Below are 23608 nucleotides of genomic sequence, written 5' to 3' on the forward strand. Positions count from 1 at the left end.
GCGCACGGAACCCATCGGCTAGGCTTCGCGGATGACTACCCTGGGCTCCATCTGGCCGCTGTTCGACCTCACGCTGACCACCCCGCGGCTGGAACTGCGCCCCATCAGCGACCAGGACATCCCCGCGGCGGTGGCAGCGGCCCGCGGCGGAATCCACGACCCCGGCCGGAATCCGTTCAGCACTCCCTGGACGGAGCTGCCCGACGAGGAACTGGGCCCCAACATGGCGCGCTGGTACTGGCGCTGCCGCGCTGAATGCAGGCCCGAAAACTGGACGCTGCTCCTCGGGATCTGGCACGAAGGCCAGTTCATCGGCTGCCAGGATGTCGGGGCCAAAGACTTCGCGGCTCTGCGGACAGTCACCACCGGGTCCTGGCTCAAGCAGTCCGTCCAGGGCCGCGGCCTTGGCAAGGAGATGCGTGCCGCCGTCGTCCTTTGGGCCTTTCACTACCTCGGGGCAGAAGTCGCCGAATCCGAGGCCGCCATCTGGAACAGCGCTTCCCTGGGCGTGTCCCGCTCCCTCGACTACGAACTCAACGGCACCACCCGCAAAGCCTGGGGCCCCAAAGTCGAAACACTCCAGCACGTCCGCGTCACCCCGCAAACGTTCAACCGCCCGGACTGGGAACTCCAGGTCCAAGGCCACGACGCAGCCGCGAGGTTCCTCGGCTTGAGCTAAGTGCCGTGCAGTGGCCGGGTTCGTCCGTCCCATAGTGGTTCCGGACGCCGCGCCACAGCCCTTCTCCGTCGCTTAGACACAACACATAGGGCCACCTTCGGTCGCTGGGCGACCTCCGCCGGCCGATGCGTCGCGATGCGCTCCTACGAGAAGGACTGCGACCCGGCTGGTGCCTCAGTCCACCAATAGAGTGCCCGTCAGACGCGTCGGCCCTCACGAAGCCAGTCGGACAGGAGGTGCGCTGGCACAAGAAGGGCCAAGGTTTTTCGTGTAGGAGCGCATCGCCGACCAAAGCGTTGCGAAGGTCGCCCAGCGACCGTAGCGGCGCGGCGGGAGGTGTCTAAGCGACGGCGAAAAGCCTTGGTCCTGCGTACGTAACCTCGCAGCGGAACCAGCCACTGACACGCGCAAGGGCCGTGGCGGGGCGAACCCGGCCACGGCCCCTTGCTTGACTGAAGTTAGCCCTCGAGGAGTTCCGTGACCAGTGCTGCGATCGGTGAACGTTCGGAGCGGGTCAGGGTGACGTGGCCGAAGAGGGGGTGCCCCTTCAGGGTTTCGACGACGGCGGCGATTCCGTCGTGGCGTCCAACGCGCAGGTTGTCGCGCTGGGCGACGTCGTGGGTGAGCACGATTTTGGAGTTCTGGCCAATGCGGCTCATGACGGTGAGGAGGACGTTCTTTTCGAGGGACTGGGCTTCGTCCACGATCACGAAGGCATCATGGAGGGAGCGTCCGCGGATGTGGGTGAGGGGCATGACCTCGAGCATGCCGCGGTCCATGACCTCCTCCACCACTTCCTGGCTGACCAGGGCCCCGAGGGTGTCGAACACGGCCTGTGCCCACGGGTTCATCTTCTCGGACTCGGAGCCCGGCAGGTAGCCAAGTTCCTGGCCGCCCACCGCGTAGAGGGGCCGGAAGACGATCACTTTGCGGTGTTCGCGGCGTTCCAGCACGGCTTCCAGGCCGGCGCACAAGGCAAGCGCGGATTTGCCGGTGCCTGCGCGGCCGCCAATGGAAACGATGCCGACGGCGGGATCCATCAGCATGTCGATGGCCAGCCGCTGCTCAGCGGACCGGCCGTGGAGGCCGAACACGTCGCGGTCGCCCTTGACCAGGCGCACCTGCTTGTCGGCACCCACCCGGCCCAGTGCGGAGCCGCGGTTGGACAGCAGGACCAGGCCGGTGTTGACGGGCAGCTCGGCGGCCGCCGGGATATAGGCGGGTTCGTGGCCGTACAGGGTGGCAATGTCCTGTTCGTCGGCTTCGATTTCGGCGACGCCCGTCCACCCGGAATCCTTGACCAGTTCGTTGCGGTACTCGTCGGCGGTGAGGCCCATGGCGGAGGCTTTAACCCGCATGGGCAGGTCCTTGGACACGACGGTGACGTTGCGTCCTTCGTTGGCCAGGTTCTTGGCGACGGCGAGGATGCGGCTGTCGTTGTCCCCGCTGCGGAAGCCCAACGGCAGCACCTCGGAGGAGATGTGGTTGAGTTCCACCATCAGGGTGCCTCCCTCATCGCCGATGGGGAGGGGCCGGTTCAGGCCACCGTGCTTGACCCGGAGATCATCCAGGAGCCGCAGGGCCTTCCGTGCGAAGTAGCCGAGTTCGGGGTCGTGCCGCTTGGCCTCGAGTTCGGTGATGACCACGACGGGAACCACTACCTCATGCTCAGCGAACCGCAGGAGTGCGCGCGGATCGGAGAGGAGGACGGAGGTGTCGATGACGAAGGTGTGGATGTCGGCTTCCCTTCCGGAGACAGCAAAACCGGCCGCAGCATCAGTTGCTGCGCCGGCTTCAGAGGTGGCTCGCTCGGCGCGAGAGGTAGCTTTTCCGCCCTGTCCATACAGGACCTCGGGCAGTTGTTCAGAAGTAGCCACATCGACTCCAGCCCCGGGCGCCAGCCCGGAATTGTTATTGGTGAGGCGGCTCGGCCAGGAGGCCGGGTCCGGCCTCCCATACAACCGGTGCGATGTTTCGCTCCATGTACTGGCCTCCCCGATCAGCCGGCGGTTTTGCCTGCTGATGGATATAACGTAAATCCACCGGGGGTAATTTCCGCAACCATTATCCGGCGATTTCCCTTGCAGGTGTATGAACTCGTTATGAACCGGGGGTTTCAGGTGCCAAAGCGGCGCTGGCGGCCGGCATAGTCCCGCAGGGCACGGAGGAAATCCACCTTGCGGAACGCGGGCCACAGGGCCTCGCAGAAGTAGAACTCGCTGTAGGCGCTTTGCCACATGAGGAAGCCGGACAGGCGCTGCTCACCCGACGTCCTGATCACCAGGTCCGGGTCCGGCTGGCCGCGGGTGTACAGGAAGCGTGAGATGTCATCGACGCACAGGTCGTCCGCAAGCTTGGAGATGTCCATGCCCTTGGCGACGGCGTCGTGGAGGAGCTCCCGGACGGCATCCACGATTTCCCGGCGGCCCCCGTACCCCACTGCCACGTTGACGTGGATCTTTTCCCGGACGGGCGTGCGGGCGGTGAGCTTGTTGAGGCGTTCGGCCAGGTAGTCCGGAAGCAGTTCGGGTGCGCCCATGGCGTGCACGGAGATGTTCGCGTCTTCATCCAGCCGGTCCAGGGTGTTGGCGATGATCCCCATGAGGAGGTCCAGTTCCTCGCTGGACCGGTTCATGTTGTCCGTGGACAGCATGTAGAGGGTCACTACTTTGACACCCAGGTCCTGGCACCAGCCGAGGAATTCGTGGATTTTGTCCGCTCCGGCCTGGTGGCCCTGGCTGGTGGGTGCGTTAAATTGCTTGGCCCACCGCCGGTTGCCGTCCACCATGACGCCGATGTGGCGGGGAATGCGGTCGCGCGGAAGATCCTTGAGCAGCCGGCGTTCGTAATAGCCATAGAGGAACCCGGGCAACTCCACGCGTCCACTCACCTGACTTTCCTGCCGTACGTACATCCACATCCTAGGCTACCGCCCGGCACCGGGTGGGACGGCCAGCGACTGCAGGAGACCTATCTCAAATGCTACCCATCAGTAACTTACCGGTCCGTAAGTTATTCTGGTGCCATGAACAGCGACTCTCCGCATGCCTTCCGGGGGCCCCAGCCGGAGGACCCGAACCCAGGCGCTGAACCAGAAACCAGCGCCGTGGATGACGCCGCCGTCCGCTTGGCGGAACTCCTGATGATCAAGCCGAAGTGGCGCGGCTGGATCCACACCGTCACCGCCCCGCTGGCCCTTGCCGCCGGCATCATCCTCGTTGTCCTTGCCCCCACCGCGGACCGGCGGATCACCACCGCCATCTATGCCGCCACCGGCGTCTTGCTGTTCGGTGTCAGTGCGGTATACCACCGCGGCAACTGGTCCCCGCGGGTCAAGCTCGTCCTGAAGCGGCTGGACCACACCAACATCATGCTGGTCATCGCCGGCACCTACACGCCGCTGGCATGGACGCTTCTTGAACGCCAGCAGGCGGTAGTTCTCCTGTGGGTCATCTGGGCCGGAGCCATCCTCGGCGTGCTGTTCCGGCTGCTGTGGACTGACGCGCCCCGCTGGCTCTACGTACCCATCTACATCGCGCTGGGCTGCGGCGCGCTGTTCTACCTGCCACAGTTCTTCCAGGCCAGTCCGCCATCAGCCGTGCTGATCTGCCTGGGCGGTGCCCTCTACATCACGGGCGCTATTTTCTACGCGCTGAAAAAGCCGAACTTCAGCTATCACCACTTCGGTTTCCACGAACTGTTCCACGCGTTCACCGTGTTCGCGTTCGCGGCCCACTTCGCGGCGATCGCCATGGCGGTCCTTGCCTAAAGCCCCGGCACAGCCCACCGGAAAGGTCCTACCCGCGCGGCCTCGGCTGACCGTTGCCGGCCCCGTCCCCTTCGGAGCCGGGCACTCCCGGGCGCGTGCCGCCGTCGAGCCCGTCCTGGGCGTCCGCGGCGTCAACGTCTGCGGCAGCGGCGGCCGCCAGGCGCTCTTCCTCCACCTGGGCCCGGTAGCGTACCCTGCGGATGCGCCGCACCATGTCCACAATGAGCAGGGCAGTTGCCACCACGAAGAAAGCCGTCATGATGAACCCCAGCAGGCCCGGTGTGACCTGGTCCTCCGAAATCCCCTCCCGCAGCGTCGGAGTTGGCAGCGGTGACGGCGTGGTGGCGAGGCGGAGGAGCAGAGATTGCACGGTTGATACCTTCTGGTGGAACGGATGAAGCAGGAAGCGGACGGGACCGGCCGTCGCCGCACCTATCTTCTACGCAAGATAGAAATAGCCTGCCGTGTCTATCTTAGCCCGGCGAACAGGTCCTTTTCGGGGAGTTCGGAGGGCACCCTGGAATGGATCAGGGAATAGTCCTCCCATGGCCAAACCCGGCGCTGCATGTCGGGGGAAACGGCGAAGAAAAAACCCAGCGGGTCCACCTGGGTCCGGTGGGCACGCAGGGCGTCGTCGCGCACCTCGAAAAAATCACCGCAGTCAATCTGGGTGGTGGTGGCGTGCGCGGCCGGCGGCGGGGTGTGCCCCTCTGCATCGGACTCCAGCCATGCGGCCAGGCGTTCGGCGTAGGGCGACTGCAGCCCCGCCTCTTCCAGTGCAAAGTGCAGCGCCCGGAACCGTTCGGGGCTGAACGCGCGGTCGTAGTAGAGCTTGCCCGGCTCCCACGGCTCCCCCGCCTCCGGGTAGCGTTCGGGATCGCCTGCGGCCTCGAAGGCTTCCACGGCCACCCGGTGGGCCATGATGTGGTCCGGATGGGGGTAGCCGCCGTTCTCGTCGTAGCTGAGGATGACGTGGGGCTTGAAGGAACGCACCAGCCGTACCAGGGGCGCCGCGGCCTGGTGCAGGGGCAGGGTGGCGAAGGAACCGGCCGGGAGGGGCGGGAGCGGATCCCCTTCGGGAAGGCCCGAGTCCACAAAACCAAGCCACCGCTGGCGGATGCCGAGGATGGCAGCGGCACGCTGCATCTCCAGCCTCCGTGCACCGGCCATATCCCGTTTGGGGTGCGGTTCCCCCTCCACCGCCGGGTTCTGGATATCGCCGCGGGATCCGTCCGTGCAGGTGGCCACGAGGACATCCACGCCGGCAGCTGCATACATGGCCATGGTCGCAGCGCCCTTGCTGGATTCGTCATCCGGGTGGGCGTGGACTGCGAGCAGCCGGAGCGGCACCTGGTTGTTGCTGGACGCTGTCATGAAGGGGACGGCTCCTTATTCTTCTTTGCACGGCTTGTGGCAGCTTGTGGATGGTGTAGCGGGTGCGCTGCCTCACCGGCAGCTGCAGCCACCGCAAAGCGCAGGCGGAAAGGGAACTAAACTGGTCTGGTGACTTCCCCGGACCAGCCGGCCCAATCCGCGCCCGCAGACACTAGCCTAGCCAATCGGTATGGTGCTAAAAAGCGCCGGCTCTCCCCCACTGCCGCCCGCGTTGCGATCGGCCTGGCACTTGCTGCGGGAATAGGCTTCCTTGCGTGGGTGACCACGTCGAACTCGCTCTCCGGAGTGACGTTCAAGGACGTGGGTTACAGCACCACCGATGCCACGCTCGCGGAAGTGGACTTCCAGGTGACGCGGGAACCAGGCAAGCCCGTCAAATGCGCCGTGAAGGCGCTTGATTCGAAGTTTGCCGTGGTGGGCTGGAAAGTGGTGGACATCCCGCCGTCGGCAGCGGATGGAACGGCCGACGGCGGCAGGACGGTGGCTCAGCGCGTTGCCTTGCGCACGGAGTCGGAGTCCGTATCGGGCGTGGTGGACAGCTGCTGGATTCCCGGCGGGACGTCCTGAGCGATGTGATGTGGAACGCTTCCGTGTTGGGTTATCTCCAGAGGATTGACTACAATAGGGAGATACCTTTACCCCGCTGAGCTGGTTACTGTTCCACAAGTGGCCACCGTGGCGGGGTCTTTTGCATGTAGGACCACTAGAGGAGAAGTCCGTGTCTACCACCAACAGCGCATCTGCAGCCTGGCTCACCCAGGAAGCTTTTGACCGCCTGAAGGCAGAGCTGGACCACCTTTCCGGCGCAGGCCGGGCGGAGATCGTCCAGAAGATTGAAGCAGCGCGGCAAGAGGGGGACCTCAAGGAGAACGGGGGCTACCACGCAGCCAAGGAGGAGCAGGGCAAAATTGAAGCCCGCATCCGCCAGCTGACGGTATTGCTCCGTGATGCCCATGTGGGGGAATCGCCTGCTGACGACGGCATCGTGGAGCCCGGCATGATTGTGGTGGCCAGGATCGCCGGCGATGAGGAGACCTTCCTGCTGGGTTCACGCGAAATCGCGGGCGACTCGGACCTGGATGTCTTCAGCGAAAAGTCGCCGCTTGGCGCCGCCATCCTGGGCCACAAGGAGGGCGAGACCCTCAGCTACGTGGCGCCGAACGGCAAGGACATCAAGGTGGAGATCCTCTCCGCCAAGCCCTACGTCCCCTAGCTCCGCAGCGTCCGGCTCCACAGCAGCCAGCGCAAAAGCATGAAGCGGCGGCCGTCCCCCCGGGGAACGGCCGCCGCTTCCGCTTAATGTCCCGGGCCTGCGATACCCGGGCGCTAAGACTGCCGCGACATAGCGCGCCCACGGGGACGGAGCAGCAGCGCCGCCACCACGCCGCCCACCGCCCCGCCAAGGTGGGCCTGCCAACTCACGTAGCCGGCCACGAACGGCAGGGCGCCCAGGAGGATGCTCCCGTAGCCCATGAAGAGGACCACGGCGAGCAGGATCTGCCGCCAGCTGTGGTTGAAGAAACCCCTGACCAGCAGGAACGCGAAAAGCCCGAAGACCAGCCCTGAGGCGCCCACTGTGACACCGTTTCCGATCAGCCATACCGTGAGCCCGCTGCCGAGCCAGCTGAAAGCCAGGGCTGTGAGGAACACGCGCAACCCGGAGAGGAACACCAGGAAGCCGAAGATAACCAGGGGCAGGCTGTTGGAAAGCAGATGGCCCAGGTTTGCGTGCAGGAGCGGGAAGGTGAAGATGTCCAGCAGCCCATCGGCGCTCCTGGGCCGCAGGCCGAAGGTTCGGGTGAGGGCCCCCATCATCAGGGTGTTGACCACTTCGATGGCGAACAGCAGGGCCACAAAACCACCCAGCACCACCAGCCCGCCCTTGGCACGGGAGGCTATTGCCTGCCGCTCGGGGATACGCCCGTTACCCATGAGCCCGGCCACCGCCGCTCCTAATGCACAACAATCGGCTGGAAGCCCTCGGCACGGAGTGCGCTGAGGACCTGCTCCCCGTGCTGGTGGCCCTTGGTTTCCAGGTTCACGGTGATGGAGACATCTCCCATGCTGATGGAGCCTCCCACGCGGGTGTGGTCCAGGCCGGTGACGTTGGCATCGTTTTCAGCAATGATCCGGGCAATGGTTGCCAGCGAGCCGGGGCGGTCATCGAGCATCATCCGCACCGTCATGTAGCGGCCGGCAGCGGAGAGGCCGCGCTGGATCACCTTCAGCATCAGCATGGGGTCAATGTTCCCGCCGGAAAGCACCGCCACGGTGGTTCCGGGGTTCTCGATCTTGCCGTCCATAAGCGCTGCGACACCCACCGCACCTGCCGGTTCAACCACCATCTTGGCCCGTTCCAGCAGGAAGATCAGGGCACGGGCCAGGGAGTCCTCACTGACGGTGACAACATCGTCCACCAGTTCGCGGATGATGCTGAACGGCAGCTGCCCCGGGCGCCCCACGGCGATGCCGTCCGCCATGGTAGAGACCTTCTTCAGCGGCACCAGTGCATCGGCTGCGAGCGAAGGCGGGTAGGCGGCAGCATTTTCCGCCTGTACCCCGATGATCCGGATCTCCCGGCCAAGTTCCCGGGCACGGGCCTTGATGGCGACCGCGACCCCAGCCAGGAGCCCCCCGCCGCCCACGCCCATGAGGATCGTGTCAACATTGGGAACCTGCTCCAGGATCTCCAGGCCCACGGTGCCCTGGCCGGCAACCACGTCCACGTTGTCGAAGGGATGGACGAAGACCGTGCCGGTTTCGTTGCTGTAGCGCTGGGCTTCGGCGAGCGCCTCGTCCACATTGTGCCCGTGCAGGACCACTTCGGCACCATGGCTGCGGGTGGCGGCGAGTTTGGGCAGTGCCACGCCCAGCGGCATGTAGATCCTGGCCTTGATGCCCAGGCTCTTGGCGGCGACGGCAACGCCTTGGGCATGGTTGCCGGCGGACGCTGCCACCACTCCCCTCTTTTTCTCGTCAGGGGAGAGCCGCGCCATCCTTACGTAGGCGCCCCGGACCTTGAACGAGCCCGCGCGCTGCAGGTTTTCGCATTTGAAATAGACATCGCCGCCTACCATGCTCCCCAGCGCCCGCGACGATTCCACGGGAGTGCGCGCAATAATCCCGTCAAGCAACTTCTGCGCCTCAAGGACATCGTCCAGTGTGACGGGAAGGGTTTCAAGGATCTTCACGGACTACTCTCCTCTGGGTTCTGCTCCGGTGCCTTCCGGGGAGGAAGCGCGGGCATCACGGTGTTCGGCGGGGGTGCCGGACGCCGCGTCCCGCCCCGAACCAGGTGCAGATGGCGGTTCAACGTCCTTGATGGTGTTGTCCCCGCCCGCTCCGGCCGTGATGGGCTTCCCGGCAATTACCGGCACCTGTTCATGTTCCCACGTTCTGGCGGCGATGTAGCGAACAGCCGAGTTTGCTACGGCCAGGATGGGTACGGAGAACAGCGCTCCGGGGATCCCGGCGAGGTAGGAGCCGGCCGCAACACTGAGGATGACCGCCACCGGGTGCAGCGACACTGCCTTGCCCATGACCAACGGCTGCAGGATGTGGCCTTCGAGCTGCTGGACCAGCAGGACGATGGCCAGCATGATCAGGGCGTTGATGGGGCCGTTGGCCACCAGGGCCAGCAGAATGGCGACGATACCGGTCAAAAGCGCACCCACCACGGGGATGAAGGAGCCGAGGAAAACCAGCACGCCCAGGGGAAGCGCCAGCGGGACACCGATGATGGCGGCGCCGACGCCAATGCCAAGCGCGTCGACAGCCGCGACAAACATCTGGATGCGGGCATAGCTGACCATGGACGCCCAGCCCTTGCGGCCCGCACCGAACGTCGCCGCCCGTGCCTTCCGTGGAAGCATCCTGACCAGGAACGCCCAGATCCGGTCACCTTCCAGGAGGAAGAAGATGAGGATGAACAGCGAGAGGAGCATTCCGGCGGCGAAGTGGCCGGCGGTGCTGCCGAAGGACAGGGCGCCGCTGAGGATGCTGCTGCTGTTGTTCTGCAGCGCGTCGGTGGCTTCCTTGATGTACTGGTCGATCTGTGCGGCGGTCAAGTGCAGCGGGCCGGCCGACAGCCAGTCCTGGACCTGCCGTACACCTTCGAGGGCCTGGGAATAGAGCTCGCCGAAACCAACCACGAGCTGCCTGCCCACAAGGGCCAGGGCGCCGACGATGACACCGATGAACCCGAGGACTGTCACGGCAACGGCCAGGCCTGGCGGCAGTCCGTGCCGCTTCAGCCACGCCGTGACAGGGCTCAGGAGACCGGCCAGGAGGGCGGCCACCATGACCGGGATGATCAGGAGGGTGATGTGGCTGAGCAGCCAGACAAGCGTCCCCACCATCAGGAGGATCAGGCCCAGCCGCCAGGACCAGGAAGCCGCGATGCGGATGCCGTACGGTATGTCCTTGTCCAGTTCACGGTCCGTCAGGACCCGCAGCGGCGCAGCCGGCGCGGGTGCGGGGACCGGGTGGGCCAGGGTAACGTCGTCCTCTTTTGGCGTCATATGCCAATACTTCCGCAGCGGTGGCCCAATGGGAAACTACCGCCCTGCCGCGGCGGGTTTGTAGTCGATGCCCCATTCCATGCTGAAGGACTCCCCCGGCGGCAGCCACCGCAGGCCGTCGCCGGAGTTGAATGCATTGGCCGGCCCGGTCATCGGTTCCACCGCCACTGCCCGGCTCCGGCCAGGGTAGATCTTGCTCACGTAGATGTGAACGTACCGGCATGCCTCGTCCTGCCAGAGCGATACCGCCCTGCCGTCGGCAGCTGCCAGGGTGTGCCGGGCCTGGCCGCCCTCGAAGCGGAGGTCTGTCAGGGCAACGTCAACTGCCAGGTCCGCGATGTGCCTGCCCGAACGAAAGTCGACCTCCCCGTCGACAGGGGCGGAGCTGCGCGGAATCAACCGCTCATCAGTCATCAGCCGGGTGGCGGCGGAGACGGTCAGCTGCAATTCCTCAACTGGAGTGTCGCCAAGCCGCAGGTAGGGGTGCGCGCCCAGGACAAACGGGGCGGCTGCCGCGGAGTCATTGGTGAGGCTTTGCCGGACCTGCAGTCCCAGGTCTTCGGAAATCCGGTACTCCACCTTGTGCCGGACCAGGAACGGGTAGCCGTGCTGCGGAAAAACGGTCGCTTCAAGGGCCACAGCATCCTTGGACTCCCCCACCACGGCGTAGCCGGTGTTTCGCAGCAGGCCGTGGCTGGCGTTGTTGCGGGACACCTCGGTGATGTCCAGCTGCTGCTTGCTGCCGTCCAGGAACCAAACCCCGTCCTCCACCCTGTTGGCCCAGGGTGCCAACGTAATGCCCGCCCCGCCGGGAGCGATCTGGTCATCACCATAGGTTTCGGTCAGCTGGATCCCGCCCCGGCTGAACGAGCGGAGCCCCGCGGCCAGCTCGGTGATCACGGCCACGGCATCGCCCCGGCGGAGCTCGTGTTGCCGTCCCGTGGCGCAGGAGCGGATGGATGAGCGGGTGGCGATCCCGTCTTCGGAAGAGGCTGTCATGGGCATTACCGTACATGCCGCCCTCGGAATCAGGCAGCACCATTCCATCGGCCACTGTTACTTTTTGTTGTTAACTATTCATTCTTGATCGTTTATGGGAAGCTTTTTGAATGACATGGATTACCAGCACCAGACTCTCCGACGGGCGGGAGCTGATCTATTTTGACGACGACAGCACCAGCGCCTCCCGCGCCGAACACCTCACCACCGACCACCGCGGCCTGCCGATGCGCGGGGAGCCCGGCGAGGTGCGCTTCGATGCCTTGACGGACGAGTGGGTGGCTGTTGCCGCGCACCGCCAGGCCCGCACCCACCTGCCGCCGGCAGACCAGTGCCCCATCTGTCCCACCACTCCTGCCAATGCGTCCGAAATTCCTGCCGCAGATTACGACGTCGTGGTCTTTGAAAACCGGTTTCCCTCACTGGGCCCAGCCCTGGGCCCCGTCCCGGAGAACGCAGTGTGGGGAACGAAGGGCCCGGCGTACGGCCGCTGCGAAGTAGTGTCCTTCACCCCCGAACACACCGGGTCCTTCAGTGGGCTCAGCGCAGAGCGGTCCCGGACCGTGATTGAGGCCTGGTCGCAGCGCACCGCCGCCCTGAGCGCCATGACCGGCATCAAGCAGGTGTTCCCGTTCGAAAACCGCGGCGCGGACATCGGCGTGACACTGCACCACCCGCATGGGCAGATCTACGCCTACCCCTATGTCACGCCACGCGCAGGCACCCTGGGCGCGGCGGCACGGAAGTACTACGATGCGCAGGACGGCACGGACACCCTGACCGGCTCCCTGCTGCGGGCCGAGCGGGAGGACGGCAGCAGGATGGTCCTGGAAGGCACGCATTTCAGCGCCTATGTGCCCTTCGCGGCCCGGTGGCCCTTGGAGATCCATCTGGTCCCGCACCGCCATGTGCCGGACCTGGCGGCCTTGACCGGAGAAGAAAAGGATGAGCTGGCACAGGTCTACCTCGACCTGCTCAAACGGGTGGATGCCCTGTACCCCACGCCTACTCCGTACATCTCTGCGTGGCACCAGGCGCCGCTGGATGACCTCCTCCGGCCGGCGGGCTACCTTCATCTCCAGCTGACCTCCCCGCGCAGGGCGGCCGACAAGCTTAAGTACCTGGCCGGCTCCGAGGCCGCCATGGGCGCCTTCATCAATGACACCACCCCCGAAACGGTGGCCGAACGGCTGCGCGCTGTTGCCGTCCCGCCGTCGTCCATTCCTGCCGCCGCCGTGGCGGCAACCCCGGAAGGAGCCTCCGCATGACCAGTCAGGACCAGGCCAAGGCCGCACCTGCCGGCCAGGATCTCAGTGCCCGCTTTGAGCATGAATTCGGAAGCGCGCCCGACGGCGTATGGCAGGCTCCGGGGCGCGTGAACCTGATCGGCGAACATACCGACTACAACGAGGGCTTTGTCCTTCCGTTCGCCATCGACCGCACTGCCAGGGTGGCTGTCGCCGCCCGGCCGGATTCAACCGTGCGGCTGCTGTCCACGTATGGCGACCAGGGCGTGGTCACCACCACGCTCGACTCCCTGCAGCCCGGCAAAGCGAAGGGGTGGACCAAGTACCCCCTCGGCGTCATGTGGGCCCTCCGGGAGCGCGGCATCACTGTTCCGGGACTGGACCTGCTCCTTGACTCGAACGTGCCGCTCGGAGCCGGCCTGTCGTCGTCACACGCCATCGAATGCGCTGTCGTCACGGCGCTGAACGACCTCACGGGCGCGGGGCTGGCGGCCGAGGACATGGTGCTGGCAACCCAGCGGGCGGAAAACGACTTCGTGGGTGCGCCCACGGGGATCATGGACCAGTCCGCGTCCCTTCGCGGCGCCAAGGGCCACGCTGTCTTCCTCGATTGCCGGGACCAGAAGGCAACCCTGGTTCCTTTCGAGACCGACCCCGCAGGCCTGGTGCTCCTGGTGATCGACACCAAGGTGTCGCACTCCCACGCCGACGGCGGCTACGCCTCGCGCCGGGCCTCCTGTGAGCTGGGGGCGGAGGTGCTGGGGGTAAAGGCGCTGCGGGATGTCGCGGTGGCTGACCTTGGGGAGGCCAGCGGCCTGCTCGATGGGGTCACGTTCCGGCGTGTGCGTCATGTGGTCACCGAAAATGACCGTGTGCTCCAGACCGTAGAACTCCTGGGCGGCACCGGGCCCGCCGCCATCGGCCCGCTTCTCGATGCCAGCCACGCTTCCATGCGAGACGACTTTGAAATTTCGTGCCCGGAGCTGGACCTGGCCGTGGACACCTCCCGCGCCCACGGTGCCATAGGTGCCCGCATGACCGGCGGCGGGTTTGGCGGCGCGGCCATTGCGCTGACCCCTGTGGATGCCGAGCAGGCGGTGCGTGCCGCCGTCGTGAAGGCTTTCGCCGACGCCGGGTACAGGACTCCGGATATCTTCACCGTGTCCCCTGCCGCCGGAGCCATGCGCGTCGCCTAGCGCAGGCCGGCACCCTCGGGCCGGCTGCACATTAACGACCGTGGGCCCCACCAGTCTGGTGGGGCCCACGGTTGTTTGATTTACGACGGCGGAAGCTGCCGGGGTGCCTAGTCGTCGCCCCGCAGGATGGCCAGCAGGCGGATGATCTCCACGTACAGCCAGACCAGTGTGACGGTCAGGCCGAAGGCGGCTGTCCAGGAGAAACGCTGCGGGGCTCCGCTGCGGACACCTTCTTCGATGCTGGTGAAGTCCATGATCAGCGAGAACGCGGCGAGGCCGATGGCCAGCAGACCGATGAAGACGCCCAGCGGGATGCCGAAGATCTCGACGCTGGTGCGCAGGCCGAAGGGGCTCTGCACGGCCCCTGTCCACATCATGATCATATTGATCAGCGCAAACACGGCGTAGCCGATAATTGCGATCATGAAGAACCGCATGGCGCGCGGTGTGGCGCGGACCTTGCCGCTCTTGAAGAGCAGCAAGGTGACGGCGAAAACGGACAGTGTGCCGATGACGGCCTGCAGGCCGACACCGGGGAACATGCCGTCGAGGATCCGGGTCAAGCCGCCAAGGAACAGTCCCTCGAGAGCCGCATAGGCGAGGATCAGCGCCGGCGATGGCTGCTTCTTGAAGGTGTTGACCAGGGCCAGCACGAAACCGCCCAGGGCACCAACGATCATCAGCAGGGAGGCCAGGCCCTGCGCCACCACAAGGGTGACTGCGGCGCCGGCAACCACAGCGGCGAGGCAGGCAGCGGTCTTCATGATGACGTCGTCGAACGTCATCCGTCCGGTGTCCGCGGGGCCGGCCGACGGCTGGCTGTACATCTGGCGCAGCTGTTCGTCGCTCATGCTTTGGGGCTGCGTGCCCCAGCCCTGCTGGCCGTAAGGCTGCTGTCCGTAGGACGCCTGGCCGCCATAAGGCTGCTGGCCATAGGGAGTGCCGTAGGGAGCCTGCGGGACAGGCGGTGCCTGGGTGGCTCCACGGAAACTCTTTCCGTTGAAGATCGGGTTGCCGCCAAGTGCCATTGCGGGATTCCTCCATGTGGATGTGGGTGATGAGCTTTTTGTTACGCTACCAATTCCCACGTGGGGGCGGCAGGGAAAGTTCCCGCGGGGCCCGGTTGCAACCGAACCGTGACCGTTGCGCTCTTAAAGCACCGGACCCCGTCGAGCCAACTACCCCACCCCCAGGTAGGCCTCCTTGATGGACGGATCCTCCAGCAGCTGCTTCCCGGTGCCGCTGTGGGTGATCTCCCCGGTCTCCAGCACGAAGGCGCGGTGCGCCCCCGCCAGGGCCTGGTTGGCATTCTGCTCCACCATCAGGACGGTGGTGCCCTGGTTGTTGATTTCCTTGATGATCTTGAAGATCTGGCGGATGAACTGCGGTGCCAGGCCCATGGACGGCTCGTCCAGCAGCAGCAGCTTCGGGTTGGACATCAGGGCCCGTCCGATGGCCAGCATCTGCTGCTCGCCGCCGGACATGGTGCCCCCGTACTGCTTTTCCCGCTCCTTAAGCCGGGGAAAGAGATCGAACACACGGTCCAGGTCCTTCCCCACCCCGCTGCGGTCCTTGCGTCCGAAGGTCCCCATGTCCAGGTTTTCCATGACGGTCATGCCCGGGAAGATCCCGCGCCCTTCGGGGGCCTGGGAGATTCCATGGACCACCCGGATGTGTGCCTTCATCTTGGTGATGTCCTGGCCGGCGAAGGTGACCTTTCCTTCCGAGCAGTTCAACAGCCCGGAGATGGTCCGCATGGTGGTGGTCTTGCCGGCGCCGTTGGCGCCGATCAGGGCCACAACCTCCCCTTCGTCCACGGTGAAGGAGATGTTCCGCAGCGCCTGGATACGGCCGTAGTGGACGGAAACGTCCTTAAGTTCAAGCAACGTCATCTTCGGGCTCTCCTAGGTAGGCGGCAATAACGCGCGGGTCTTCGCGGATCTCGCGCGGCAGTCCATCCGCGATCTTCTTCCCGAATTCCAGCACGACGATCCGGTCCGTCACGCCCATCACGAGCTTCATATCGTGCTCAATCAGCAACACGGTGTAGCCCTCATCCCTGATGGTGCGGATGAGCGCCATCAGTTCCTCCTTCTCGGCAGGATTGAAGCCGGCAGCAGGTTCGTCAAGGCAGAGCACCTTGGGATCGGTGGCCAGGGCCCGGGCGATCTCAAGGCGGCGCTGATAGCCGTACGGCAGCTGCCGGGACAGGACGTGCGCGTGGCTGCCGATGCCGACGAAGTCCAGCAGGGCCATGCCCCGCTCGATGGCTGACTTCTCCTCCCGGATGTGGGTGGGCAGGCGCAACAGCGCCCCGCCCACGCTGGTCCGGTGCCGCGCGTCCAGGCCCACCACAACGTTCTCGAGGGCGGTCATTTCGCCAAACAACCGGATGTTCTGGAAGGTGCGCGACAGGCCCAGGCGGGTGATCTTGTGCTGCTTGATGCCATTCAGGACCTGGCCCTCCAGCACCACTTTGCCGCTGGTGGGCTTGTAGACGCCCGTCATCGCGTTGAAGCAGGTGGTCTTGCCGGCACCGTTGGGCCCGATCAGCCCCAGGATCTCGCCCCGCCTGATGTTGAAGCTGATGTTGTCCAACGCAACGAGGCCACCGAACTTGATGGTCAGGTTCTGCACCTCAACAATGTTGTCGCCAACCTTGACTGCGATATCGCGGTCCGGGGCCACCTTCTCGGCAAGCTCCGGATCAACCCCGGCCTCGGCCAGGGCTTCAATATCGATCTCGGGCGCAACAGCCGCGGAGCCGTCAACTGTTGGCTGCTCCTCCACGCTGCTGGAGCCTGCGTGCCTCTCCTCGGAGCTCATGCCTCCGCTCCTCTCTGTCCGGCCCCACGGGTTCCGGGGCCGGCTGATGGATTGTCCGTGTCCTTGGGTTCAGTACCCTCGCGGCTGGTGACCTTGTTCAGGGCGGTCCGTCCGTAAGCGAGCAACCGCTGCCGTGCCGGCAGCAGCCCCTGGGAACGGAAGATCATGATCAGCACCAGGGCGATGCCGAAGATCAGGTACTTGTATTCCGCGATGGCCGTGAACCGGAGCGGGATGTAGCTGACCAGGGCTCCGCCAAGGATGGCGCCCACCTTGTTGCCGGCTCCGCCGAGCACCACGGCGGCGAGGAACAGGATGGAGGTGGTGACGTCGAACTTCTGGTTGTTGACGAACCCCACCTGGCCGGCGAAGAGGGCCCCGGACAGGCCGCCGATCGCAGCGCCGATGGCGAAGGCCCACACCTTGTATTTGAAGGTGGGAACGCCCATGATCTCGGCGGCGTCCTCGTCTTCACGGATGGCGATCCACGCGCGGCCCACCCGGCTGCGTTCCAGGTTCCCCACCAGGAGGGTGACGATGATGATGATGGTCAGCGTCAGCCAGTACCAGGGCACGCCGTTCGAGTTGGAGAAGATGGGCGTTCCATCAGCCTCGGTACCCGGCGGGTGGCCGACGTTCTGGAAGCCCACCTGGCCCTTCATGGCCGGGATGATGGTGGCCAGGATGCGGACAATCTCGCCGAACCCCAGCGTCACGATGGCAAGGTAGTCACCCCTGAGGCGGAGGGTGGGCACGCCCAGCACCACGCCGAAGAACATGGTGACCGCCATGGCGATCGGGATGGTCCACAGGTACGGAATATGCAGGAAGGGTGAGTCTGGACTGGTCAGCATGGCCGCACAATAGGAACCCACCGCGAAGAAGGCGACATATCCAAGGTCAAGCAGGCCGGCGTAGCCCACCACCACGTTGAGGCCGACGGCGATGAGCGCGAACCGGGCCATGTCGAAGCAGGCCAGGGCGAAGTTGTTGCCGGGCTCGGTGGTGATGATGGGCGGGTTCATCAGCGGGAGCAGGTAGGCAAGTACCACGACGATGATCAGGAACGCCCACTGCTGTTGCCGGGACAGTGCGTGCCACCGGTCGGAGAAGTACCCTGGCTTCCGTTTGCCCCGCTGGGCGAGATCGCTCTTTCCTGCGGCTTTCGAGGACGCTTCGCGTTCCTCTGCTGCCTGTTCGGCAGCCGCCGTCTGCAGCGGCGTGGGGCCGTCCGTCATGCTCATGCTTTGCTCCTTCCAAGGGAGGTTCCCAGGATGCCTTCGGGCCGCAGCAGCAGCACCAGCACCAGCACCACGAACGCCACGACGTCGGTCCACTGCGAGTTGCCCAGCAGGATCTGGCCGTAGTTGCCGATCAGGCCGAGCAGCAGGCCGCCCAGCAGGGCTCCGCGGACGTTGCCGATGCCGCCGAGCACAGCGGCTGCGAACGCCTTGATACCCAGGACGAATCCACCGCTGTACTGGACACCGGACGGGATTTTCATGACATAGAACAAGGCGGCGGCTCCTGCGAGCAGGCCTCCGATGATGAAGGTGGTAATAATGATGCGCTCTTTGTTGACGCCCATCAATGTCGCGGTGTCAGGATCCTGGGCAACAGCCCGGATGCCGCGGCCGGTGCGCGACTTGCTGATGAACCTGTCGATGCCCACCATCATGATCACCGCGGCGATGATGATCACCAGCTGCTGGGAATCGACGATGGTGCCAAAGACGTCGAAGATCGGCGTGGGACGGAACATGGTCAGTGCAAGCTCGGGGCTGGGGCCACGCCACAGGTAGATCAGGTACTGGATGGTGAAGGAAGCACCGATGGCGGTGATCAGGAAGACCAGGCGCGGGGCGTTCCGTTGCCGCAGGGGTTTGTACGCGATGCGTTCCAGCAGGAAGGCTGTCACCGCCGAGGCAACCATGGCCAGGACCAGCGCCAACAGCAGGTTAAGGATGATGGCCCAGATGTCGAGCCGGGGAACGGAGGGACCGAAGCCCAGGCTGCTGAGGGTAAAGAAGACTGCGTAGCAGCCGACGATGAACACTTCAGAGTGGGCGAAGTTGATCAGGTTCAGCACGCCGTAAACCAGGGTGTAACCCAGCGCTACGAGCGCATAGATGGCCCCGAAGGTGAGGCCGTCAAAGGTGGCACTCCAGAAGTTCTGGGCCAGGGACGGTATGTCGAAGGTGATCCAGTCGTTTTCAGTCGGGAGTAGTGGGACAAGAGAGGGAAGCATGGGAACATCCTGATCCAGTTGCACGCGGCCTTGTGGGCCCGGCCGTGGGACTTGTGTCTAGTGACGTAACTTGGTCCTGGGCTGCTGCCGAAGCGAAGAAAAGGCTGTGGGGGCCTGCTGATGCTGGCCCCCACAGCCGTTTGCCTTTCGCCGGGCTGCTACTCCCCGATGGGCCCGACGGGAACGATCTTCGCGTTCTCCACCTTGTAGCCGTACACGGTCGGGGCCTGGAGCTCGCCCTTGGCATCCCACTTGTAATGCTTGCTCAGGCCGGCCTTGTCGTAGGACTTGACCCAGGACAGCAGGTCGGCGCGGCTTTGCTTGCCTGCGTCGATCCCGGACAGGAGGACGGTCGCTGCGTCGTAGCCCTCGATGGAGTACGTGCCGGGCTCTGCCCCCTTGGCGATGTCCTTGTACGCGGACGCAAATTCGGGGATCAGTTCACCCGGGATGCAGGGGCAGGTGAAGTACGCGTTGCTGGACGCGTCGCCTGCCTGCTTGATGAACTGGTCATCCTTGACACCATCCGGTGCCACGAAGGTTCCCGTGAACCCCTTGCCCACCAGCTGCTGGTCGAAAGGTGCGCCCTCAGCGTAGTAGCCGGCGTAGAAGACGGCGTCTGCCTTGGCGTTCATGATCTTGGAAATGACTGCCGAGAAGTCCTTCTGGCCGGTGGTCACCTTTTCCGTTCCGGCCAGCGCGCTGCCCAGGCCGGCAGAAGTGGAAGTTCCAAGCCCGATGCCGTAGTCGGAGTCATCCTGGACCAGGTAGACCTTCTTGGCGCCGAGCTTCCCGGTGAGGAACTTGGCGGCCGCCGGGCCCTGGACGGCGTCATTGCCGAGGCCCCGGAAGAAGGTGGTCCAGCCGTTGCCCGTCAGGCCGGGGTTGGTGGCCGACGGCGTGATGTGGACCAGGCCCTTCTGCTCGAAGATGTTGCCCGTGGCTTTGGATTCACCGGAGAACGGAAGGCCGATAACGCCCAGGATGTCCGGCTCGCTCACCAGCTGGGTGACGGGGCCGGTGGCTTTGTTCGGATCGCCTTCCGTATCGAACTTCTTGAACTGGACCTGGCAGCCGGGGTTGGCCTTGTTGTGCTGGTCGATGGCCAGCTGGATGCCGTTGAAGATGTTGACGCCGAGCTGGGCGTTGGGGCCGGTCTGTGCTCCGGCGTAAGCCAGCGTGGTGGTGGCGGGGCAGGTTGCCTTGCCGTCGCCGGCAGGCATGACAGCGTCGGCGGGGACGTCCACTTTCGAAATGGCGGGGATGTTCACTTTGTTGGACGAGCCGGAGCTCTCGGTGTTGCTGGGGCCTGCTTGGTTGGCGCAGGCCGACAGCAGCATGCTGAACGTGGCTGCCGCTGCCAACGAAGTGAGGACTTTCTTTCGGTACATTAATCTGCCTTCCGAAACAGGACCGTGCGATGCGGGTGCGGAACGGGCGCGGTGGCGCCCGGAGCGGGACCAGGTATTCCTGATTTAGGTTCAAGCTAGTGCATAGACGGCAGGAAACTAAGTGACTGAGGTCACAGCCTTATAACAGTAGTTTCCTGTGGGGCATTAAACGCCGAAAGCCGCCTGCTGGGCAGGCGGCTTTCGACAGTCGGTGGCGGCACCGTGATGGCGGAACATGTGTACCCCAGGTGGGACTCGAACCCACAACACGCGGATTTTAAGTCCGCTGCCTCTGCCAATTGGGCTACTGGGGCGCCGGGTCAATGGTACCCGTGAAAGGCGCATTGGCTGGAAACGCCGACGGCGGCCGGCCCCCACAAAGAGGCCAGCCGCCGTCGTGCGCTGTAAAGCGGTGGAACGGACGCGCTACTTGGCGTTGGCCGCCACCGTTTCCTTGGGAGCAGCAGTGGCGGTTGAACCGGATCCGGCCGCCGGAGCGGCTGCCGGTGCAGCCGCGGGCTTCGGGGCGGGGGTTGCTGCCGAGACGAAAGCACCGCGGGGGTTGTCCAGGTCCATCAGCTGGGTGGTGTCGCGGCCGGCGAAGAAGCCGATGATCCAGTTCAGGATGACGCGGAACTTGCGCTCGAACGTGGGCATGGCCATGCCGTGGTAACCGCGGTGGGCCAGCCACGCCAGTCCGCCCTTGAGGCCGATGCGGCCCAGGAGGTTGATGTTGGCGACACCCTTCCATTCACCGAAGCCCGCAACAGCACCCAGGTTCTTGTGCTTGTAGTCCGCCAGCGGCTTGTCCCAACGGGAGGCCCACAGGTTCTTGGCGAGGCGCTTGGCCTGGCGCAGGGCGTGCTGGGCGTTGGGTACGCAAGTGCCGTCCGGCAGGCCCTTGCCGGTGAGGTCCGGGACAGCGGCGATGTCGCCGGCGGCCCACGCGTTCTCCACGATGCCTTCGTCACCGGCGATGCGCAGGTCCGGCAGGACGCGGACGCGGCCGCGGGGCTCGAGCGGGAAGTCGGTGGAGCGGACCATCGGGTTGGCCTGCACGCCTGCAGTCCAAACCAGGGTGTCGGCTTCGAATTCCTGGGCGGGGGTCTTGTCCGGCAGGTTGATGAGCTTCAGAGTGCCTTCGGCACTGTCCAGCGAGGTGTTCAGGAGGACCTCGATGCCGCGGCTGCGGAGGTGCTCAACCACCCAGTCAGCCTGCTTGGCGGTGACCTCGGGCATGATGCGGCCCATGGCTTCGACCAGGACGAAGCGGACTTCCTCCTGCTTGATGCGCGGGTTGTTGCGCACGGCTGCGCGGGCGAGGTCTTCCATTTCGGTGATGCATTCGATGCCGGCAAAGCCGCCGCCGACCACCACGAAGGTGAGGGCCCGGGCGCGTGCGGCAGGGTCCGTCATGGTGGAGGCAACCTCGATGCGCTCCAGCAGCTTGTTGCGCAGCGCAACGGCTTCCTCGATGGTCTTCAGGCCGATGCCCTTGTCCGCCAGGCCCTTGATGGGGAACGTGCGGGTGATGGCGCCGGCTGCAAGCACGACGTCGAAGTACGGGATTTCAAAGTTTTCGCCACCGTCGGCGGGTGCCACCACAGCCGTGCGGTTCTCGTGGTCGATTGAGGTGACGCGGCCCTGGATCAGTTCCGTCTGCTTGAGGTGCTGGCGGTGGGAAACCACCGCGTGGCGGGCTTCAATATTGCCGCCGGCCACCTCGGGGAGGAAGGGCTGGTAAGTCATGTAGGGCAGGGGATCAACGACGGTGACGATGCCGCCGGCATTCGCGATCTTCTTCTGCAGTTTCAGTGCTACGTACAGGCCGACGTACCCGCCGCCGACGACGAGTACCCTGGGACGGTCCTGGAGCTGTGGGGTGGTTGCCATAGTTTAAGGATAGCGCAGTTTGTGAAAATCTTCACTAGCTTGCACCCCGGTCCGTAACGTGTGGATTAGTGCGCGAATGCACCCGTTCCACCACCCCGGTTTCCGGCTCTTCCCGGGCAAGGGCAGGGTTCCGGGCTGCCCTCCGGAGCTGGATGGCAGCAGCAGCGATGATGGCTGCGAAGAGGACTCCAAAACCGATGACGACGGCGGCGCCAATGGCGCTGTCACGCTGCGAAGGCGCCTTGGCAGCGGGAACGGTGGCTTCGGGCAGGGTGGGTGCCGCGCTGGGGACAGAGGTGGCGGTGGGCAGCGGGGCGGCAGGAGCAGCGTTGCCCCGCCGGTGCACCCGGATCCATTCGGCGACAGTACCCAGCGGATTGACGGACACCTGGGGGACGTCGGCCTTTAGCGCGGCTTCTGCGTTGAGGATGCCGTAGCCGTACAGCGGGTCCTTGCCCGGAGCGCCGGCGTCCTTTGCCGTGGAGACGATCCTGTTGATCACCTGTTCGGCGCTCATGTCCGGCCACTTGGACCGGATCAGGGCGGCGACGCCGGCAACGATCGGCGTGGACCCGGAGGTCCCGGCCCATTCCGCGTAGCTTCCGCCAGGGAGGCCTCCCAGCAGGTTCTCGGCAGGGGCAGCCACCCCGATGCTGATTCCCTGTGAAGAGGCGTCAACGCTGGCCAGGTTCCTGCGGTCCAGGCCGGCGACGGTGAGAACACCGGGAATGGTTGCGGGTGCTCCCACTTGGGTGTTGCCGCCCACGCGGTTGCCGGCGGCGGCCACGATGACCACGTCCTTTTGCTCCGCATACAGGAACGCCGCGTCCCAGCTTTGAGGCCACTGCGGGGTTGTGCTGCCCAGCGAAATGTTGATCACCTTGGCGCCGTTGTCCACGGCCCAACGGACTGCCTCGGGAATCTGGTCCTGGTCGCTCTTGCCCGAAGGATTGGCTGAACCGAGCCAGGTGGAGACGGAAAGGAGCTGCGCCTCCGGTGCCACGCCCACGATGCCGTCCGGCGGCGTGCCCTGCGGCCCGGGACTGGGACTGGGGCTGGGGCTTGCGGGCTGGTGTCCGCGGCCCGCCAGCATGGTGGCCACCAGGGTGCCGTGCTCGGGCTTGGAGCCGACGCTCTTCTGGCCGTCCGGCTGTCCTGAGCCGGACGCGTCATAACCGCCCACGACCGCGCCCTTGAGGTCCGGATGCTGCGCGTCGATGCCGCTGTCGATAACGGCCACCTTGACGCCGGCACCCTTGGACACTTCCCAGGCCTTGGTGATGCCGGAATCTGCCAGCCAGTATTCCTTGTCACGCCATTCATCAGCATTTGCGGCGGGCGCCGTGAAGAGGCCCGCGCAGAGGCAGAACGCCGCCAGGAGGACGGCCAGGACGGCGGCCGCCGCCCGGGGCACCAACGGGGTGGAAGCTGGGGTGGAGTGCATG

Annotated in this window: 22 protein-coding genes and 1 tRNA gene; 6 read left to right on the forward strand and 17 right to left on the reverse strand. The window is 65.3% G+C overall.

Features of this window, described 5'->3' with window-relative positions:
- Window positions 1-31 precede the first annotated feature (31 nt).
- Window positions 32-679, forward strand: coding sequence for a GNAT family N-acetyltransferase (locus tag QFZ60_RS14415; RefSeq protein ID WP_307091282.1), 648 nt, complete (start codon window positions 32-34; stop codon window positions 677-679).
- Between the two features lie 458 nt (window positions 680-1137).
- Here QFZ60_RS14415 and QFZ60_RS14420 read toward each other — a convergent pair whose 3' ends face one another.
- On the reverse strand, window positions 1138-2556 hold the full coding sequence (locus QFZ60_RS14420) for a PhoH family protein (RefSeq protein ID WP_307091283.1): 1419 nt from the start codon (window positions 2554-2556) through the stop codon (window positions 1138-1140).
- A 239-nt stretch (window positions 2557-2795) separates the two neighbouring features.
- Window positions 2796-3557, reverse strand: a complete 762-nt coding sequence (locus tag QFZ60_RS14425; protein WP_307093322.1) for an isoprenyl transferase — start codon at window positions 3555-3557, stop codon at window positions 2796-2798.
- Between the two features lie 147 nt (window positions 3558-3704).
- On the opposite strand from QFZ60_RS14425, the gene QFZ60_RS14430 reads away from it, so the two are divergent.
- Entirely contained in the window at window positions 3705-4448 is a 744-nt protein-coding gene (locus QFZ60_RS14430; RefSeq protein WP_373427686.1) for a hemolysin III family protein, read from the forward strand.
- Window positions 4449-4476: 28 nt separating this feature from the next.
- Here QFZ60_RS14430 and QFZ60_RS14435 read toward each other — a convergent pair whose 3' ends face one another.
- Both QFZ60_RS14435 and mca read right to left on the reverse strand, forming a co-directional pair.
- Window positions 4477-4818 (reverse strand): hypothetical protein, encoded by a 342-nt coding sequence (locus QFZ60_RS14435; protein WP_307091284.1) that lies wholly within the window; start codon window positions 4816-4818, stop codon window positions 4477-4479.
- Window positions 4819-4916: 98 nt separating this feature from the next.
- Window positions 4917-5822, reverse strand: a complete 906-nt coding sequence (gene mca, locus QFZ60_RS14440) for a mycothiol conjugate amidase Mca (RefSeq protein ID WP_142030637.1) — start codon at window positions 5820-5822, stop codon at window positions 4917-4919.
- 129 nt (window positions 5823-5951) lie between these two features.
- On the opposite strand from mca, the gene QFZ60_RS14445 reads away from it, so the two are divergent.
- Both QFZ60_RS14445 and greA read left to right on the forward strand, forming a co-directional pair.
- A complete protein-coding gene (locus QFZ60_RS14445) occupies window positions 5952-6410 on the forward strand; it encodes a DUF4307 domain-containing protein (protein ID WP_307091285.1) in 459 nt (152 codons plus the stop codon).
- 151 nt (window positions 6411-6561) lie between these two features.
- A complete protein-coding gene (gene greA, locus QFZ60_RS14450) occupies window positions 6562-7056 on the forward strand; it encodes a transcription elongation factor GreA (RefSeq protein WP_142030635.1) in 495 nt (164 codons plus the stop codon).
- 113 nt (window positions 7057-7169) lie between these two features.
- On the opposite strand, the gene QFZ60_RS14455 is transcribed toward greA, so the two are convergent.
- The 4 genes from QFZ60_RS14455 to QFZ60_RS14470 are packed head-to-tail and all read right to left on the reverse strand — an operon-like array spanning window position 7170 to window position 11362.
- Window positions 7170-7787, reverse strand: a complete 618-nt coding sequence (locus QFZ60_RS14455) for a rhomboid family intramembrane serine protease (protein ID WP_307091286.1) — start codon at window positions 7785-7787, stop codon at window positions 7170-7172.
- 8 nt (window positions 7788-7795) lie between these two features.
- Window positions 7796-9034, reverse strand: coding sequence for a threonine ammonia-lyase (gene ilvA / locus QFZ60_RS14460; RefSeq protein ID WP_307091287.1), 1239 nt, complete (start codon window positions 9032-9034; stop codon window positions 7796-7798).
- Window positions 9035-9037: 3 nt separating this feature from the next.
- Window positions 9038-10363 carry an AI-2E family transporter gene (locus tag QFZ60_RS14465; protein ID WP_307091288.1) on the reverse strand — a complete coding sequence of 442 codons (1326 nt, stop codon included), beginning with the start codon at window positions 10361-10363 and terminating at the stop codon, window positions 9038-9040.
- Between the two features lie 36 nt (window positions 10364-10399).
- A complete protein-coding gene (locus QFZ60_RS14470; protein WP_307091289.1) occupies window positions 10400-11362 on the reverse strand; it encodes an aldose 1-epimerase family protein in 963 nt (320 codons plus the stop codon).
- 110 nt (window positions 11363-11472) lie between these two features.
- Here QFZ60_RS14470 and galT point away from each other — a divergent pair, with 110 nt between their 5' ends.
- Window positions 11473-12630 (forward strand): galactose-1-phosphate uridylyltransferase, encoded by a 1158-nt coding sequence (galT, locus tag QFZ60_RS14475; protein WP_307091291.1) that lies wholly within the window; start codon window positions 11473-11475, stop codon window positions 12628-12630.
- Window positions 12627-13805 (forward strand): galactokinase, encoded by a 1179-nt coding sequence (gene galK, locus QFZ60_RS14480; protein ID WP_307091293.1) that lies wholly within the window; start codon window positions 12627-12629, stop codon window positions 13803-13805. The genes galT and galK overlap by 4 nt, the downstream gene beginning before the upstream one ends.
- Before the next feature lie 107 nt (window positions 13806-13912).
- On the opposite strand, the gene QFZ60_RS14485 is transcribed toward galK, so the two are convergent.
- From QFZ60_RS14485 to QFZ60_RS14525, 9 genes are all read right to left on the reverse strand, one after another.
- On the reverse strand, window positions 13913-14833 hold the full coding sequence (locus QFZ60_RS14485) for a Bax inhibitor-1/YccA family protein (RefSeq protein WP_307091296.1): 921 nt from the start codon (window positions 14831-14833) through the stop codon (window positions 13913-13915).
- Window positions 14834-14983: 150 nt separating this feature from the next.
- The gene (locus QFZ60_RS14490; RefSeq protein ID WP_373427723.1) at window positions 14984-15691 is read right to left on the reverse strand and encodes an ABC transporter ATP-binding protein; all 708 of its coding nucleotides are present in this window, start codon (window positions 15689-15691) and stop codon (window positions 14984-14986) included.
- Window positions 15684-16631, reverse strand: a complete 948-nt coding sequence (locus QFZ60_RS14495; RefSeq protein ID WP_307091299.1) for an ABC transporter ATP-binding protein — start codon at window positions 16629-16631, stop codon at window positions 15684-15686. The genes QFZ60_RS14490 and QFZ60_RS14495 overlap by 8 nt, the downstream gene beginning before the upstream one ends.
- Entirely contained in the window at window positions 16628-17875 is a 1248-nt protein-coding gene (locus tag QFZ60_RS14500; protein WP_307091301.1) for a branched-chain amino acid ABC transporter permease, read from the reverse strand. Before QFZ60_RS14500 ends, QFZ60_RS14495 begins: the two co-directional genes overlap by 4 nt.
- Entirely contained in the window at window positions 17872-18879 is a 1008-nt protein-coding gene (locus tag QFZ60_RS14505; protein ID WP_056332384.1) for a branched-chain amino acid ABC transporter permease, read from the reverse strand. The genes QFZ60_RS14500 and QFZ60_RS14505 overlap by 4 nt, the downstream gene beginning before the upstream one ends.
- Before the next feature lie 158 nt (window positions 18880-19037).
- Entirely contained in the window at window positions 19038-20270 is a 1233-nt protein-coding gene (locus tag QFZ60_RS14510) for a branched-chain amino acid ABC transporter substrate-binding protein (RefSeq protein WP_307091303.1), read from the reverse strand.
- A gap of 240 nt (window positions 20271-20510) precedes the next feature.
- Window positions 20511-20584 (reverse strand) — tRNA-Leu (locus QFZ60_RS14515).
- Window positions 20585-20696: 112 nt separating this feature from the next.
- Window positions 20697-22163 (reverse strand): NAD(P)/FAD-dependent oxidoreductase, encoded by a 1467-nt coding sequence (locus QFZ60_RS14520; protein ID WP_142030624.1) that lies wholly within the window; start codon window positions 22161-22163, stop codon window positions 20697-20699.
- Between the two features lie 34 nt (window positions 22164-22197).
- Window positions 22198-23607, reverse strand: a complete 1410-nt coding sequence (locus QFZ60_RS14525; protein WP_307091304.1) for a S8 family serine peptidase — start codon at window positions 23605-23607, stop codon at window positions 22198-22200.
- Between the last annotated feature and the right edge of the window lies 1 nt (window position 23608).

Origin of the sequence: Arthrobacter sp. B2I5, from assembly GCF_030816735.1 — a bacterium.
Lineage (GTDB): Bacteria > Actinomycetota > Actinomycetes > Actinomycetales > Micrococcaceae > Arthrobacter.

Coding starts and splice junctions, on each gene's coding strand:
- QFZ60_RS14415 (WP_307091282.1), top strand. CDS start 32: ATGACTACCCTGGGCTCCATCTGGCCGCTGTTCGACCTCACGCTGACC.
- QFZ60_RS14430 (WP_373427686.1), top strand. CDS start 3,705: ATGAACAGCGACTCTCCGCATGCCTTCCGGGGGCCCCAGCCGGAGGAC.
- mca (WP_142030637.1), bottom strand. CDS start 5,822: ATGACAGCGTCCAGCAACAACCAGGTGCCGCTCCGGCTGCTCGCAGTC.
- QFZ60_RS14465 (WP_307091288.1), bottom strand. CDS start 10,363: ATGACGCCAAAAGAGGACGACGTTACCCTGGCCCACCCGGTCCCCGCA.
- QFZ60_RS14470 (WP_307091289.1), bottom strand. CDS start 11,362: ATGACAGCCTCTTCCGAAGACGGGATCGCCACCCGCTCATCCATCCGC.
- galT (WP_307091291.1), top strand. CDS start 11,473: ATGACATGGATTACCAGCACCAGACTCTCCGACGGGCGGGAGCTGATC.
- galK (WP_307091293.1), top strand. CDS start 12,627: ATGACCAGTCAGGACCAGGCCAAGGCCGCACCTGCCGGCCAGGATCTC.
- QFZ60_RS14485 (WP_307091296.1), bottom strand. CDS start 14,833: ATGGCACTTGGCGGCAACCCGATCTTCAACGGAAAGAGTTTCCGTGGA.
- QFZ60_RS14495 (WP_307091299.1), bottom strand. CDS start 16,631: ATGAGCTCCGAGGAGAGGCACGCAGGCTCCAGCAGCGTGGAGGAGCAG.
- QFZ60_RS14500 (WP_307091301.1), bottom strand. CDS start 17,875: ATGAGCATGACGGACGGCCCCACGCCGCTGCAGACGGCGGCTGCCGAA.
- QFZ60_RS14505 (WP_056332384.1), bottom strand. CDS start 18,879: ATGCTTCCCTCTCTTGTCCCACTACTCCCGACTGAAAACGACTGGATC.
- QFZ60_RS14510 (WP_307091303.1), bottom strand. CDS start 20,270: ATGTACCGAAAGAAAGTCCTCACTTCGTTGGCAGCGGCAGCCACGTTC.
- QFZ60_RS14520 (WP_142030624.1), bottom strand. CDS start 22,163: ATGGCAACCACCCCACAGCTCCAGGACCGTCCCAGGGTACTCGTCGTC.
- QFZ60_RS14525 (WP_307091304.1), bottom strand. CDS start 23,607: ATGCACTCCACCCCAGCTTCCACCCCGTTGGTGCCCCGGGCGGCGGCC.